We start from the raw sequence: 15,104 nt of genomic DNA, 5'->3' as shown, positions 1-15,104 counted from the left end.
CCGGCGCCTTCGCCCTTGCCGCTGGCCGGTCGAGTGCCGTTTCCTCCTCCCGATGTCCGCCAAGCTGACCCTCGCCCAGCTCTCCAGCCTCCTCTTGCGCGCCTGCGACGATCTTCGCGGCAACATGGATGCCTCGGAATACAAGGAATACATCTTCGGCATGCTGTTCCTGAAGCGCCTGAGCGATCAGTTCGACCAGCAGCGCGAGGCACTCGAGCGCGACCTCACCGCCCGCGGCCTCAAGCCCGCTCTCGTCGCCGCCCAGCTCGCCAACCGCGACAACTACGACTTCTTCGTCCCGCCCGAGGCCCACTGGTCCGCGATCCGCCACCTCAAGACCAACGTCGGCACCGGCCTCAACAAGGCTCTCGAAGCCATCGAGGACGCCAATCACGAGGCCCTCCAGGACGTCCTCAAACACATCAATTTCAACCGCAAGATCGGCCAGCGCACCCTCGACGACGACGTCCTCGCCAACTTCGTCCAGAACTTTGAAAAAATCCCCCTCCGCGACGAGAACTTCGAGTTCCCCGACCTCCTCGGCGCCGCCTACGAATACCTCATCAAGTTCTTCGCCGACTCCGCCGGCAAGAAGGCCGGCGAGTTCTACACGCCCGCCGATGTCGTCCGCATCTGCGTCGAGATCGTCGACCCGCAGCCGGGCATGAGCGTCTACGATCCCACCTGCGGCTCCGGCGGCATGCTCATCCAGACGCGCGACCACGTGCGCGAGTGCGGCGGCGATCCGCGCGACCTCGCCCTCGCCGGCCAGGAGTCGATCGGCACCACGTGGTCGATCTGCAAGATGAACATGCTCCTTCACGGCATCCCGCACGCCGACATCCGCCAGGAGGACACCCTGCGCCGCCCGCAGCACAAGGAGGACGGCGACCTGAAGCGCTTCCACCGCGTCCTCGCCAACCCGCCGTTCAGCCAGAACTACGTCAAAAAGGACATCGACGCCCCGGGCCGCTTCCACGTCTGGATGCCCGAGAAGGGCAAGAAGGCCGACCTCATGTTCGTCCAGCACATGCTCGCCGTGCTGCGCGCCGACGGAAAACTCGCCACGATCATGCCACACGGCGTCCTCTTCCGCGGCGGCGAGGAGCGCGAGGCCCGCCGCTATTTCATCGAGCAGGGCTGGCTCGAGGCCGTCATCGGTCTGCCCGCCGGCCTCTTCTACGGCACCAGCATCCCCGCCTGCATCCTCGTGATGAACAGAAAGGACGCCGCCGCGCGCCGCCACGTCCTCTTCCTCAACGCCGACCGCGAATACCGCGAGGGCAAGGCCCAGAATTTCCTGCGCCCCGAGGACCTCGCCAAGATCGTCCACGTCTACCGCGAGGGCCGCACCGTCCCCGGCTACGCGCGCCTCGTGCCCGTCGCCGAGATCGCCGCCGAGGACTACAACTGCAACATCCGCCGCTACGTCGACAACGCCCCGCCGCCCGAGCCGCACGATGTCCGCGCCCACCTCCACGGCGGCGTGCCCCTCGCCGAGATCGAGTCGCTCGCCCGCTTCTGGCGAAACTACCCCGGCCTCCGCGCGCGCCTCTTCGTGCCGCGCCCCGGCGCCGCCGCCTACGCCGACTTCGCCCCCGCCGTCACCGACCGCCGCGCGCTCGCCGCGCTCGTCTCCGCCGCCGCCAGCCTCGCCGCCGCCCACGCCGCCTTCCTCGCCAAACTCGAGGCGTGGTGGCAGAAACACCTCCCGCACGTCGAAGCCCTCGCGCCCGTCGGCGCGAAAAAGGGCAACGCCTACGAACTCCGCCGCCTCCTCCTCGCCTCCATCGCCGGCGCCTTCGGCCCGACCTCGCTCCTCACCGAGCACCAGATCCGCGGCGCGCTCGCCCGCTACTTCGAGTTCTTCAAACCCGACTTCAAATCCATCGCCTTCAGCGGCTGGGGCCCCGAGCTCATCCCCGACGCCGACATCCTCCAGAGCCAGTTCCCGGAGCTCCTCGCCGAACTCGAGCGCAAGCGCACGCGCCTCGCCGAGCTCGCCGCCCTCTTCGCCGCCGCCGACGAGGAAGACTACGAGGACGCCGACGACACCGGCATCCTCCCCGGCGACGAGGTGAAGCGCCTCAAGGCCGAGCTCAAGGAGTGCCGCGCCGCCGCCCGCCTCGCGAAAAAGGAAGGCCCGCCCGCCGCCGTCGCCGCGCACACCGCCGCCGCCGAGGCGATCGAGCAAAAACTCGCCCGCCACCGCGCGCTCGAAGACGAGGAGCGCACGCTGCAAGCCGAGCTGCGCGCCACCGAGAAGAAGCAGGAGGAGCTCGTCGCCGCCGCGCGCCAGAAGATCGACCGCACCGAGGCCCGCCGCGTGATCCTCGCGCGCTTCCACCGCGAGCTGCGCCGGATTTACGAGGAGTATCTGCGCGCCGACCAGCGCGCCTGCCTCGCCGCGCTGGAAAACCTCCACGCCAAATACGCCGTCACCGCCACGACGCTCGAAGCGCAACGCGCCGCCGCCACGGTCAAGCTGCACGGCTTTTTGCAGGAGCTAGGGTATGAGTGAGTGGACAGAAACAACGCTAGGGCGCGTTTCCGAGATAGTGATGGGGCAATCACCTCCCGGCACTACTTATAACGAAGACGGGGTTGGTCTGCCGTTGATCAACGGGCCTGTTGAGTTTGGTAAGCGGTTTCCGACTGCGGTTCAGTGGACAACCGCTCCTACGAAAACATGCAACCCAGACGACGTCTTGATATGCGTGCGCGGCAGCACGACCGGACGAATCAACATTTCAAACGACACCTTTTGCATCGGACGAGGAATCGCGGCGATCAGGGGACGAAGCGGCCTCGCAACCACGCCCTTTCTCGAATTTGTCCTGCGTGAACTCGCTGCTGAAATACTGGAAGAAGCGCGGGGCAGTGGCTCTACGTTTCCGAGCATTACCGGGCAGCGTTTGGCGGGAGCAAAAGTTCAAATTCCCAATTTGTCTCACCAGCGCCGGATCGCGGAGATTTTGGGGACGGTGGATGAGGCGATCGAGGCGACGGAGGCGTTGATCGCGAAGCAGCAGCAGGTGAAGGCGGGACTGATGCACGACCTGTTCACGCGTGGCCTGACGCCCACCGGCCAGCTCCGCCCACCCCGCGCCGAAGCCCCCGCCCTCTACCACGAAACCCCACTCGGCTGGCTGCCGCGGGAGTGGACGGTAAAGTGCTGCCACCAAGTTTGCTCATCGATTATCGACTGTAAGAATCGAACTCCGCCGATCACTGAAGAAGGCCACCCGGTAATCCGAACCCCGAATGTTAGACATGGACGCTTTGTCCGCACAAATCTTGTCTACACAGACGCTCTCTCGTATCAGATTTGGACCGCACGAGGAAAACCACAGGTCGGCGATATCGTAATAACACGAGAGGCACCAGTTGGCGAAGTGTGCATGATACCGCCGGAAATTGACGCAGCCTGCTTAGGGCAGCGCATGATGCTCTACCGACCCAATCCTGATCACCTCGATGCTTATTTTCTTCTGCATGTGCTTCAGTCCGTCGGAATCCAAAAGCGTCTCGATGTGATCTCCGGTGGTTCGACAGTCGGACACGTCAAGGTGGGCGACATCAGAGACCTTCAAATTCCCTACCCGACTCCGGCCGAGCAATTATCGATCGCATCAATCTTGGCGCCGCTCGAATCCACCCTCGCCGCCGAAACCGCCCGCCTCGCGAAGCTGCGGGAGCAGAAGCAGGGCCTGATGCAGGCGCTGCTGACGCCGCCGGGCTAGGGGACCGGGAGAGGGAAAACCTGAGTTGCCAGAGGGCCGCCGAGCTGTCTTGTTCCACCGCCAATGGGCCAAGCTTCTACGCGCACTCCCCCATGATTTCCAACGCCACGGGCGTTTTTGTCTTCCTCACATTTGATGCGATCGACGGTTGGGAGTCCCTCCGGCAACTCGTCAGCCCGGAACTGGATCGCCGGGGTCTCAAACGGTTGCGGCCGTTGTTGGAGCCGGTGTGTCGCAGCGTGGTGATCGAGCGCTACTACATCGACAAGGACTACCGCGACACGTTCTCGCACTTCCACTCGAAGCGTTTCAACACGCCGTCGGCGCGGTGCGTGCGGCTGCATTTCTTTGCGGCGCCGATGAGCGAGGCGGAGATCGTCGCGGCCTTGCCGGCGGTGCAGGAGCACTATCTCGGGTATGCGGTCATCCGGCCCACGAAACCGAATTGCCTCGGGCGCACGCTGCTCTCGCATCAGGTGCGGCTCGAAAAGTCGGCGCACCTGAGCATCTGCGAGGAGCAGGTGCAGATCATGGGCACGCGGCTGCGCGTCGAGGGATTTCCCTTCATCAGTCAGGGCTCGGATGCGACCGTGTGCGCCCAGTCGGCGCTGTGGATGCTGCTGCGCTACTACAGCAACCGCTACTCGTGGTATTCGGAAATCCTGCCGTTCCAGATCACGAATCTCGCGAACCAGCATGCGGCGGGCAATCGAGTGTATCCCTCGGCCGGGCTTTACTCGTGGCAGTTGGCGGAGGCGTTGCGGTTGCAGCGATTCTCGCCGGTGATTTACAGCCGGAAACAATATCCGGCCCAGTTCTACCACCTGCTCTACACCTACATCGAGTCGGGGTTGCCGCTGCTGGTCACGGTGCCGGGACACGTCGTGGTGTGCAACGGGCACGCTTCGGACTATGCGAGGCGGGCGCGTGGGAAGAAGGACAAGTTCGAGTATTCTTCCTTCTTCAATCAGTCGCTCGTTGTGAGCGACGACAACGACTTCCCTTATCAGATGCTGCGCGAGCCAGGGCCCACCGCACCGCACGATTCGAAGTATCGCTGGAAACAGATTGACGAATTCATCGTGCCCCTGCCCGAGAAAGTGTTCCTGACCGCCGATCAGGCAGGTCGGGTGATCGAGATCCTGCTCCGGCACGCCAAAACCGGCATCAGGACGCATTCGCCGCTACTGGCCGGAAAAAGGCTGATGTTGCGGCTCTTTTTAGCCAACTCACGGTCCTTCAAGAGGCGATTGGAAGAGCGGGGCATGGGACACCCGATGGTGGCCCAAGCCTACCGCAACCTGCCCATGCCGCACTTTATATGGGTCTGCGAACTGGCTGATTTCGATGAATATGCGAAAAGCAAGCGCGTGCTGGGCGAGGTCTTGTGGGATGCGACACGCAACGCGCATGAACCCGACGGGTGGATCGCACTGCACTATCCGGAGAAGCTCATGGTCGATCTCGGATCGCCCTTTAACCAGCCCCAAGCCATCAAGGAGTTCCCCCTAGTCGGCGCAATTTCGTATTCCCTTTTCCGCTCAAACCTTCATTCACTCTGACGTTTTATGCCTCCCGCCATTGAGCTCGTTCCCAACCAAGCGACCCTGGCCAAGCCGCTTTTCCCCACCGAGGAAGCCTACAACGAGTTCCGCGAGTCCTTCATGGAAGAAGCGATTCCGGAGCTCGATCGCTTGCTCGAAGCCAGACGCAAAAGCGAGCAAGAGGCTCGTCAGCGCCTGTTGAAGTAATTCGCGAAACCCCGGTCTCGACCGGGGTTTTCGTTTTCTGCCCGCGGGCTGCGCCAGTCTTGCCGCGCCGGGCCCGCTGTTGCTCAATGGGGCTGCCTGACCGCGGATGACGGCGGTCGTCTTCCGTTTCCGCGTCCGCCACATTCCGACCTCCGCCGATGTCCGAATACCTCCACGTCGAAAAACCCTTCCTCGACCAGCTCGCCGCGCTGGGCTGGACGGTGATCGACCAAGGGCACGGCGCCATCCCGAGCGATCCCGCCGCGAGCCTGCGCACGAGTTTCCGCGAGGTGCATCTGCCGGAGGTTTTCCGCGCCGCGGTGCGCGCGTTGAATCTCACCGCCGACGGTCGCCCGTGGCTCACCGACCGCCAGCTCGACGACCTGCGCGACCAGTGGCTGCGCCAGCCCGCGCGCTCGCTGCTCGAGATCAACGAGGCCGTGCAAGCGCTGCTCTTCAAGGCCCAGGTCGACCTCAACGAACTCACCGGCGAGGCACATCCCGTCGTGCAGCTGATCGACTTCGCGCGATCGGAGCGAAACGTCTTCCACGCGATCAACCAGTTCCGCCTCGATACGCCCGGCGGCGTGAAGCGCAGCATCATCCCCGACGTCGTGCTCTTCGTGAATGGCATCCCGCTCGTCGTCGTCGAAGCGAAGATCAGCGACGCCAACACCGCGAATCCGCTCCACGCCGCCGGCGAACAGCTCCTCCGCTACCGTGACGGCCGTGCCGAGACGCGTGCCGCCGGCTTGCGCGAGGGTGAGCCGCGGTTGTTCTACTCGAATGCGCTGCTCATCCGCACCTGCGGCGAGCAGGCCGAACCCGGCACGATCTCGTCGGAGCACGAGCATTTCCACGCGTGGAAGGACATCTGGCCCGAGAGCCGCCGCGCCTACGCGCCGCCGCTCGGCATCGAGCGCGCACAGGAGAAATTGATCCAGGGCCTGCTCGCGCCCGCCACGCTGCTCGACGTGCTTCGCACCTGCACGGTGTTCACGGACACCGACGCCGGGCGCCGCGTAAAGGTCGTGTGCCGTTACCAGCAATACCGCGCCGCGCGCCGCATCGTGCAGCGGCTGCGCGAGGGCCGCACGCCCGAGGAGCGCTCCGGCGTCGTCTGGCACACGCAGGGCTCGGGCAAATCGCTCACGATGGTCTTCGTCGCGCGCATGCTCCGCGCCGCCGCCGACCTCGCGGATTTCAAGATCGTGCTGGTCAACGACCGCCTCGACCTCGAGGAGCAGCTCGCCGCCACCGCGAAACTCATCGGCGGCCGGGTCAACGTCATCGCGAGCACCGCCGACCTCCGCGCACAGCTCTCCACCGACGCCTCGGACCTCAACATGGTCATGGTCCACAAGTTCATGGAGCGCGAGGAGTCGCTGCCGCTCGTCGTCGCCGAAGCGCTCGCCACCTACGGCGCGCCGCCGTCGGCGGAGACGTTCGGCGTCGTCAATCCCTCCGCGCGCATCCTGCTGATGATCGACGAGGCGCACCGCACGCAGGGCTCGGACCTCGGCGACAATCTCTTCGAGGCGTTTCCGCAGGCGACGCGCATCGCCTTTACCGGCACGCCGCTGATCACGGAGAAACACGGCGCGCGGCGCACCGTGAAGCGCTTCGGCGACTACATCGACACCTACAAGCTCATGGACGCCGTGCACGACGGCGCCACGCTCCAGATCCTCTACGAAGGCCGCACAGCCGACGCCGCGCTACGCGACAAGGCCGGCTTCGAGCGGAAATTCGAGGACCTGTTCGCCGAGCGCACGCCCGAGGAGATCGCCGCGATCAAAAAGAAATACGGCGCCACCGGCGACCTCCTCGAAGCCGAGCAGCGCATCGGCGCCATCGCCCGCGACCTCGTGGCGCACTACGTCGACAATATCCTGCCCGACGGCTTCAAGGCGCAGGTCGTCTGTCACTCGAAACTCGCGGCGCTCCGCTACCAGCAGGCGATCCGCACCGCGCTCGCCGAGCGCATCGCGCGCGAACACGCGCAGGAGAAACCCGACGCCGTGCTCGTCCGCCGGCTCGAGTTTTTGAAAGTCGCCGTCGTCGTCTCCGCCGATCCGACCAACGAGGCCGCCGCGCTCACCGCGGTCCGCCAGGAGGCGCGACGCTGGAACGCCGTGGAGAATTTCTGCCGGCCGTTCGACCTCGACGATCCCGACCGCGCGCTCACCGGTATCGCGTTCCTCGTCGTGTGCGACATGCTGCTCACCGGCTTCGACGCGCCGATCGAGCAGGTCATGTATATCGACAAGCGGCTCGAGGAGCACAATCTCCTCCAGGCCATCGCCCGCGTGAACCGCACCGCGCGCCGCAAGTCCCGCGGCTTCGTCGTCGACTACATCGGCCTCGCGAACCACCTCGGCGCCGCGCTCTCGATCTACGCCGCCGAGGACGCGGCGGACCTGCGCGAGGGCCTGAAGGATCTCGCGACCGAGCTGCCGATCCTCGAGGAGCGTTTCGAGCGCTTGCTCCAGCATTTCCGCGCCGCGGGCGTGCCGGAGATCGACGCTTTCGTGCACGGCCGCTGCGGCGGTCCCGCCTCGGAAGTCGCCGTCGTGCACGCCGCGGTATCCGCGATGCAGGACCTGCGGCGCCGCGCCGACTTCGAGGTCTACCTCAAGAAATTCCTCCAGAGCCTCAACCTCATCCTCCCCGACGCCCGCGGTCACGCCTACCGCGGCCCCGCCCGGCGATTCGGTTATCTCCTGCGCATGGTGAAGGAGCGCTACAAGGACGAGTCGCTCGACCTGGGCGATGCCGGCGCGAAGGTGAAAGCGCTCATCAACGAGCACTTGATCGAGCTCGGCATCGACCCGCGCATCCCGCCCGTCGAACTGCTCTCACCCGATTTCCTCGCCCGCGTGCAACAGCACGCCGGCGGCAACGCCGAGGCCAAGGCCAGCGAGATGGAGCACGCGATCCGCAAGCACTGCACCGTCCACTTCGACGAGGACCCCGCCTTCTACCAGCGCCTGAGCGACAAACTCGAACGCCTGCTCCAGCAGCAGAAGAATAATTGGGAAGCCATCGTCGCCGGCTGCGAGCAGCTCCGTCGCGAAGCCGAGGCCGGACGCACCACCGCTCGCGCCGGCCTGAGCCGCGAAGCGACGGCTTTCTACGACTTCGTCGTGCAACTCGCCTATGCCGAGGGCATCGCACCCGCCGCGCACGAGCCCGCGCTCACCGCGCTGCTGCGCCGCATCGTCGAGATTTTCCAGGAGCGGATCGACATCGTCGATTTCTGGAAAAAACCGATCGAGGTGAAAAAACTCCGCGGGGCGATCGCCACCGAGATACTGCTCGCCGAGCTGCCGGAGCTGGCGGTGCTGCACGAGCGCCTCGCCGTCGAGATCGTGAATCTCGCCGAGAAACGCCATCAGGAGCTGACGCGATGATCCGTCCCGCCGATCCCGCGTTCACCTACGAAATCGTGCGCAGCCGGCGCCGCACCGCCGACATCGTGATCGAGCGCGACGGCCGGCTGCTCGTGCGCGCCCCGCAAGACGCGAACGACGCGCGCATCGCCGCCCTCGTTGCGGCGAAGCGCCCGTGGATCTATCGCAATCTCGCCGAGTGGCGCGACCTCAACGCCACGCGCGTCCTGCGCGAGTTTCGCAACGGCGAAGGTTTCCTTTATCTCGGCCGCTCCTACCGCCTGCTGCTCGTGGCCGATCAGGAGGAGCCGTTGCGCCTGCGCGCCGGCCGTTTCTGCCTGCGGCGCGATCTCGCCGAGCGCGGCGCCGTGGCCGCGGCGCGAGCGGCGTTTCGAAACTACTACATTGCTCGCGGTCGCGCCTGGCTCACGGAACGCGTGGCGTATTTCGCCCCGAAGGTCGCCGCGCCGGTGCGCCGCCTCGCCGTGCGCGAACTCGGCCATCGCTGGGCGTCCTACTCGCCGACGGGGAACGTGGCGTTTCATTGGAAGTGCATGATGGCTCCGCCGCAGGTCATCGACTACATCGTCGTTCACGAGCTCTGCCACCATCATCACCTCGACCACACCGCCGCGTTTTGGAACGAGGTCGACAAGGTGATGCCCGCCTACGCCGAGCGCAAAGACTGGCTGCGGCGCCACGGCGCTACCTTCGATTTGTGAATCCAGAAAAACTGGGCCGGCCGGAGAGCGGCGCTACGGGGTGGCCGGCTCCAGGGCGCGGCTGCGGTAGCGGTAGTAGGCGGCGCAGGCGCCTTCGCTGCTGACCATGGGGGCGCCGAGCGGGGACTCGGGCGTGCAGCGCGTGCCGAAGGCGGGGCAGTCGTGCGGCTTCTTCACGCCGCGCATGATCTCGCCGCTGATGCATTCGGTGCAGCCGTTGGCGTTCGAGGTCGTGAGCGGGAAGCGTTTTGCGGCGTCGTAGGCGGCGTATTTCTCCCGGACGGCGAGGCCGCTTTGCGGGATCACGCCGATGCCGCGCCAGTCGCGGTCGGCGATTTCAAAGACGGTTTCGACGATCGTGCGGGCGTGGGTGTTGCCTTCGGTGCGGACGGCGCGGGAGTAGGCGTTTTCCACTTCGGTGCGGCCGCACTCGAGCTGTTTCACGCAGAGCAAAATGCCTTCGAGGATGTCCACCGGTTCGAAGCCGGTGATGATGATCGGGGCGCGGTAGTCGCGGGCGATGGGGCCGTATTCCTCGGTGCCCATGATCGTGCAGACGTGGCCGGCGGCGAGGAAGCCTTGCACGCGGTTGTCGGGCGCGCCGAGGATGGCGCGCATCGCGGGCGGCACGAGGACGTGCGAGGTGAGGATGGAGAAATTCTTCACGCCGTCGCGTTCGGCGAGGAGCACGGACATGGCGTTGGCGGGCGCGGTCGTTTCGAAGCCGACGGCGAAGAACACGACTTGCTTCGCGGGGTTGGCCTTGGCGATGCCGACGGCGTCAAGGGGCGAGTAGACGATGCGGACGTCGCCGCCGCGGGCCTTGGCGGTGAGCAGGTCGATGCCGTTGCCGGGCACGCGGAGCATGTCGCCGAACGAGCAGAGGATCGCGCCGTGCTGGAGCGTGAGTTCGACAGCTTGGTCGATGAGGTCGGCGCTGGTGACGCAGACGGGGCAGCCGGGGCCGTGGACGAGCGTGATGTTTTTCGGGAGGAGATCGTCGAGGCCGAACTTCACGATGGCGTGCGTCTGGCCGCCGCAGATTTCCATGATCGTCCACGGGCGCGTGGCGGCGCGCGTGATGGCGTCGGCGAGTTTCCGGACGAGCGCGGCGTCGCGGTATTCGTCGACGTATTTCATGCCCCGCCTCCGCTCTGCGAGCTACGGCGCGGTTCGTCCTGAAGCTTCGCTTCAGGCGAAGCAGGGAGTTCAATGCCGTCGAGTTCGCCCATTTGTTTGAGGTATTCGAAGGTCTGCGCGGCCTCCTCGGGGTCGACGGTGCTGATGGCGACGCCGACGTGGACGAGCACGTAGTCGCCGAGCTTGGCGTCGGGCGTGCAGGTGAGGCTGACGAGTTTGATCACGCCGGAGAAACTGACTTTCGCGGAGCGGAGGAGCGGATCGTCGCCGAGAATTTCGACGACTTTACCGGGGACGGCGAGGCACATGGAGGGAAGGGAGTAGCGAGTAGCGGGTAGTGAGTAGCGAGTAGGGGCGGAGGAAGTTGAGGGCTGAGAGCTGATCGCTGCGCGTCATTCGCGGCGGGTTTGGTCGGCGAGGACGACGACCAAGAGGAAGACGAGCACGGCGGGCAGAAGGAGGACGGCAGTCATGTGGGGAGGTCGACGGAGGTGAGGCCCCAGAGCGCCGCGAGCGCCTGGCCGGCGGCGATGGAGTTGTCGTTGGGTGAGAGGCGGCGGTGCGTGAGGACTTTGAAGCCCGCGTTGCCGAGCGCTTCGGTGGCGAGGTCGTGCAGGAGCGCGTTTTGGAAACAACCGCCGGTGAGCGCGACGGTGCCGACGCCGGCCTCGGTGGCGACGGCGACCATGGCGCGGGCGAGACCGCGATGGAAATCGGCAGCGAGTTCGTCCGGACCGCGCGGGTCGCGGAGCAATTGAGAGATCGCGGGAGCCCAGTCGACGTCGAGATACGCACCGGGCGACGCGGCGCGCACGACGTCGAAGGGCAGCACGGTGCGCGTGCCGGCGGCGCGGGTGGCGGCGGCCTCGAGGCGGAGGGGGGCTTGGCCTTCGAAGCTGTTGCGCAGGCAAAGGCCGAGCAGCGCGCTGACGCCGTCGAAGAGGCGGCCGGCGCTGGAGCAGAGCGGGGAGTTCAAGCCGCGGGCGAGCATCTGCTGGAGCGTCGAGTGCTCGATCGGCGAGAAGCGGAAGCGGGCGCAGAGCGGGCCGAGCAAATCCATCTCGTGGCCGAGGCCGAGGGCGACGCGGCGGGCGTCCTTCACGGCGGCGTCGCCGCCGAGGAGGCGGAACGGACGGAGGCGGGCGAAGCGCGTGGCGCGGTTCTTTTCGAGGAGGATGAACTCTCCGCCCCAGACGGTGCCGTCTTCGCCGTAGCCAGTGCCGTCCCACGAAATGCCGAGGACGCCGTCGGCCGGTTGCTCGTGTTCGAGGAGGCACGCGAGGACGTGGGCGAGGTGGTGTTGCACGGCGAGCTGCGGCAGGCCGGTGCGGCCGGCGAAGTGGGTGGAGGCGTAGTCGGGGTGCTTGTCGTGGACGACGACGAGCGGGCGGGCCTCGTAGAGTTCGCTGAGCGTGGCGATGGTGCGCTCGAAGACGGCTTGCGTGGCGGCGTTGCCGAGGTCGCCGATGTGAGGGCTGAGAACCACCTGATCGCCTGCCGCGACGGAGACGGTGTTCTTCATCTGCGCGCCGACGCAGAGCGTCGTCTCGTGGAGTGCACCGGGGAGGCGCAGCGGTGCGGGGGCGTAGCCGCGCGCGCGGCGGAGCAAGATGGTCTGGCTGGTGCGCGAGAGGCGGATGACGGAGTCGTCGACCGGGCGCGCGATCACGCGGTCGTGGGAGAGGTGCAGATCGGCGATGCCGGCGAGACGTTCGCGCGCCTCGGTGTTGTCGGTGCAGAGCGGTTCCTCGGAGAGATTCGCGCTGGTGGCGACGAGCGGGCCTTGGAACGCGCGCAGCAGCAGAGCGTGCAAGGGCGTGTAGGGCAGCAGGGCGCCGATCCAGGGATTCGACGGAGCGACGCTGTAGGCGAGGCGGCTGTTTTCGAGCCGGCGGATGAGCACGATCGGGGCCTCGGGGGAAGTGAGGAGCTTTTCCGCGACCGGGGGCACGTCGGCGTAGTCGCGCAGCGTGGCGAGGTCGGGGAACATGACGGCGAGCGGCTTTTCCTCGCGATGCTTGCGGTTGCGCAGCTCGGCGACGGAGACCTCGTTGGCGGCGTCGCACATCAGGTGGAAGCCGCCGAGGCCTTTCACGGCGAGAATCCTGCCGTCACGCAGCGCGGCCACCGCGGCGTTCAAGACATCGTGAGAGTCGGCGACGATTTGTCCGGCGGAGTCGGTGAGGGAAAGTTGCGGGCCGCATGCGGGGCAGGCGTTGGGTTCGGCGTGGAAGCGGCGGTCGAGCGGGTCGTGGTATTCGCGGGCGCAGGCGGGACACATCCGAAACGCGCGCATGGTGGTGCGCGGGCGGTCGTAGGGGAGCTGCTCGATGAGCGAGTAGCGCGGGCCGCATTGGGTGCAGTTGATGAACGGGTAGAGGTGGCGGCGATCGGTGGGATCGAGCAGCTCGCGTTCGCAGTCGGCGCACAGCGCGAGATCGGGTGGTGTGGTGGCGGTGGGTGCGGTGCCGCGGCTGGCGTCGCTCTCGGAAATGGTGAAGTGCGAGCCGACGGGCTGCTCGTCCGCAGCCGGGTCGGAGCGCTCGACCGCGACGACGCGGGCGGCGGGCGGGGCTTCGTGGTGAAGCGCGTCGACGAGCGCGGCGATTTGCGTGGCGTCGCCGTGCACGCGGAGGAGGACGCCTTCGGCGTCGTTGCGCACCCAGCCGCGGAGACCGAGGCGAACCGCGGTGCGATGAACGAACGGCCGGAAGCCCACGCCCTGCACGGTGCCGCGGACGCGGAGCAGCGTATCGAGGAGCGTGGGCGTGGTGGGCATGGGGGAGGAGGAAGAAAGCTGAGAGCTGAGAGTCTAGAGCTGAGAGCTGAGAGCCTAGAGTTGAGAGCGGAAGGCGGAGGACTGTAGGCTGGATCGTTCTCGTTCTCTTACTCGTTCTCGTTCTCTCGGGGTTTGAGCCGGGGCGGGCGTTTTTGTTTTGGAGAACGAGAAGGAGAATGAGAACGAGAACGATTCGGGCGGTCAGGATTTCGGGAGGCGCGCGCGCAGGTAGTCATACCATTGTGCGAGGCCTTCGCCGGTGCGGGAGGAGACTTCGATGATCTGCGCCTGAGGAGCGATCTTGCGGATGTTGTCGAGGGCGAGCTGGCGGTTGAAGCCGAGGGCGTCGGCGACGTCCACTTTGGTGAGGAGGACGACATGGGCGGACTTGAAGATGGGCGGATACTTCAGCGGCTTCTCCTCGCCCTCGGTGGTGGAGAGGAGGACGACGCGGACTTGTTCGCCGAGATCGAAGGAGGCGGGGCAGACGAGGTTGCCGACGTTTTCGATGAAGAGGACTTTCGCGCCGGTGAGGTCGAGGGCTTCGACGCCGCGGGCGATCATGCCGGCGTCGAGATGGCAGACGGTGCCGGTGGTGATTTGCGCGACGGAGGCGTGCGGGCGATTGAGGCGGCGGCCGTCGTTGTCGGTCTCGAGATCGCCGACGAGGACGGCGCAACGGACTTCGCGGCCGAACTCGTCGAGCGTGCGTTCGAGGAGCGTGGTTTTGCCGGCGCCGGGCGAGGAGACGAGGTTGAGCGCGAGGAGGCCGCGGCCGAGGAAGTAGCCGCGGTTCCGCTCGGCGAGGATGTCGTTTTTCTCCAGCAGCGGAATGCTGAGGTCGAGCGAGCGGACTTGGACCTCGCCCTTGGGGCTGGCTTGGAGAGCGGCGCTGATCTCCGCGGAGAGCGGCGCGGAGAGCGAGCGGGTGGGGGAGACGGCGCCGCCGTTGAGGGCGTTGATGCGGATGCCGTCGTCGGCGAGGATGGGATTTTCAGCGGACATGGTCGGAAGGGGATGTGTCGGTGGCGAATTCGAGGCGGGTGAGTTCGAGCTCCTTGCCCGAGCGGACGTCGCCGGAGAACGCGCCGCAGTGCGGGCATTGGAAGATGAAGCCGCTCTCGATGGTGAAGTCCGTGGCGCAGTCTTTACAGTGGGCGCGCGCCGGGATGGATTCGATCTCGAACTCGGCACCCTCGGCGATGGAGCCGGGCGTGCACGCCTCGAAGCCGAAGCGCAGCGCGTCGACGTCCACGCCGGAAATCGCGCCGATGCGCATCACGACGCGGGTGACCCGGGTCGCCTGATGAGTGCGCGCCTCGCGGCGAATCACCTCGAGCGCGGACTCGATGATGCCGACTTCGTGCATGGGGAAATGCATTGCACCCGGCGGGCGCGCGCGTCGAGCGGAGAGCGAATTTTCGCCAACGACTGCGCACCCTTTGCCAAGCGGTGCATATGCGCGATCCGCGCGCTCCGCTACTCTGGGGACGCAGTCAGGACACACGACTCCTTATTGTTTCTTGTTACTCAACCCTAACGCGACGTTCCCGCCCCACGCACGAGCGCGCCGCTTC

At 66.3% G+C, this 15,104-nt stretch carries 11 protein-coding genes; 6 read left to right on the top strand and 5 right to left on the bottom strand.

From position 1 onward, the window contains the following. Window positions 1-52: 52 nt before the first annotated feature. From HZA32_04070 to HZA32_04045, 6 genes are all read left to right on the top strand, one after another. Window positions 53-2,521 carry an N-6 DNA methylase gene (locus HZA32_04070; protein MBI5423237.1) on the top strand — a complete coding sequence of 823 codons (2,469 nt, stop codon included), beginning with the start codon at window positions 53-55 and terminating at the stop codon, window positions 2,519-2,521. Further along, complete coding sequence (locus HZA32_04065; protein ID MBI5423236.1) at window positions 2,514-3,743, top strand: restriction endonuclease subunit S; 1,230 nt, start codon at window positions 2,514-2,516, stop codon at window positions 3,741-3,743. Before HZA32_04070 ends, HZA32_04065 begins: the two co-directional genes overlap by 8 nt. 92 nt (window positions 3,744-3,835) lie before the next feature. Then, on the top strand, window positions 3,836-5,305 hold the full coding sequence (locus HZA32_04060) for a hypothetical protein (GenBank protein MBI5423235.1): 1,470 nt from the start codon (window positions 3,836-3,838) through the stop codon (window positions 5,303-5,305). 6 nt (window positions 5,306-5,311) lie between these two features. Beyond that, window positions 5,312-5,494, top strand: a complete 183-nt coding sequence (locus tag HZA32_04055; protein MBI5423234.1) for a hypothetical protein — start codon at window positions 5,312-5,314, stop codon at window positions 5,492-5,494. 158 nt (window positions 5,495-5,652) lie between these two features. Further along, window positions 5,653-8,907 carry a type I restriction endonuclease subunit R gene (locus tag HZA32_04050; GenBank protein MBI5423233.1) on the top strand — a complete coding sequence of 1,085 codons (3,255 nt, stop codon included), beginning with the start codon at window positions 5,653-5,655 and terminating at the stop codon, window positions 8,905-8,907. After that, the gene (locus HZA32_04045; protein ID MBI5423232.1) at window positions 8,904-9,608 is read left to right on the top strand and encodes a M48 family metallopeptidase; all 705 of its coding nucleotides are present in this window, start codon (window positions 8,904-8,906) and stop codon (window positions 9,606-9,608) included. The genes HZA32_04050 and HZA32_04045 overlap by 4 nt, the downstream gene beginning before the upstream one ends. A 33-nt stretch (window positions 9,609-9,641) precedes the next feature. On the opposite strand, the gene hypD is transcribed toward HZA32_04045, so the two are convergent. The 5 genes from hypD to hypA form a co-directional block, all read right to left on the bottom strand. After that, window positions 9,642-10,748 carry a hydrogenase formation protein HypD gene (hypD, locus tag HZA32_04040; protein ID MBI5423231.1) on the bottom strand — a complete coding sequence of 369 codons (1,107 nt, stop codon included), beginning with the start codon at window positions 10,746-10,748 and terminating at the stop codon, window positions 9,642-9,644. Further along, the gene (locus HZA32_04035) at window positions 10,745-11,056 is read right to left on the bottom strand and encodes a HypC/HybG/HupF family hydrogenase formation chaperone (protein ID MBI5423230.1); all 312 of its coding nucleotides are present in this window, start codon (window positions 11,054-11,056) and stop codon (window positions 10,745-10,747) included. The genes hypD and HZA32_04035 overlap by 4 nt, the downstream gene beginning before the upstream one ends. A gap of 161 nt (window positions 11,057-11,217) precedes the next feature. Beyond that, window positions 11,218-13,527 carry a carbamoyltransferase HypF gene (gene hypF / locus HZA32_04030; protein ID MBI5423229.1) on the bottom strand — a complete coding sequence of 770 codons (2,310 nt, stop codon included), beginning with the start codon at window positions 13,525-13,527 and terminating at the stop codon, window positions 11,218-11,220. A gap of 201 nt (window positions 13,528-13,728) precedes the next feature. After that, window positions 13,729-14,532, bottom strand: coding sequence for a hydrogenase nickel incorporation protein HypB (gene hypB / locus HZA32_04025; GenBank protein ID MBI5423228.1), 804 nt, complete (start codon window positions 14,530-14,532; stop codon window positions 13,729-13,731). After that, complete coding sequence (hypA, locus tag HZA32_04020; GenBank protein MBI5423227.1) at window positions 14,522-14,896, bottom strand: hydrogenase maturation nickel metallochaperone HypA; 375 nt, start codon at window positions 14,894-14,896, stop codon at window positions 14,522-14,524. Before hypA ends, hypB begins: the two co-directional genes overlap by 11 nt. Window positions 14,897-15,104: the final 208 nt, after the last annotated feature.

The organism is Opitutia bacterium (assembly GCA_016217545.1).
Classification (GTDB): domain Bacteria; phylum Verrucomicrobiota; class Verrucomicrobiia; order Opitutales; family Opitutaceae; genus Didemnitutus.
This window is presented reverse-complemented; position numbering and strand designations above follow the sequence as displayed.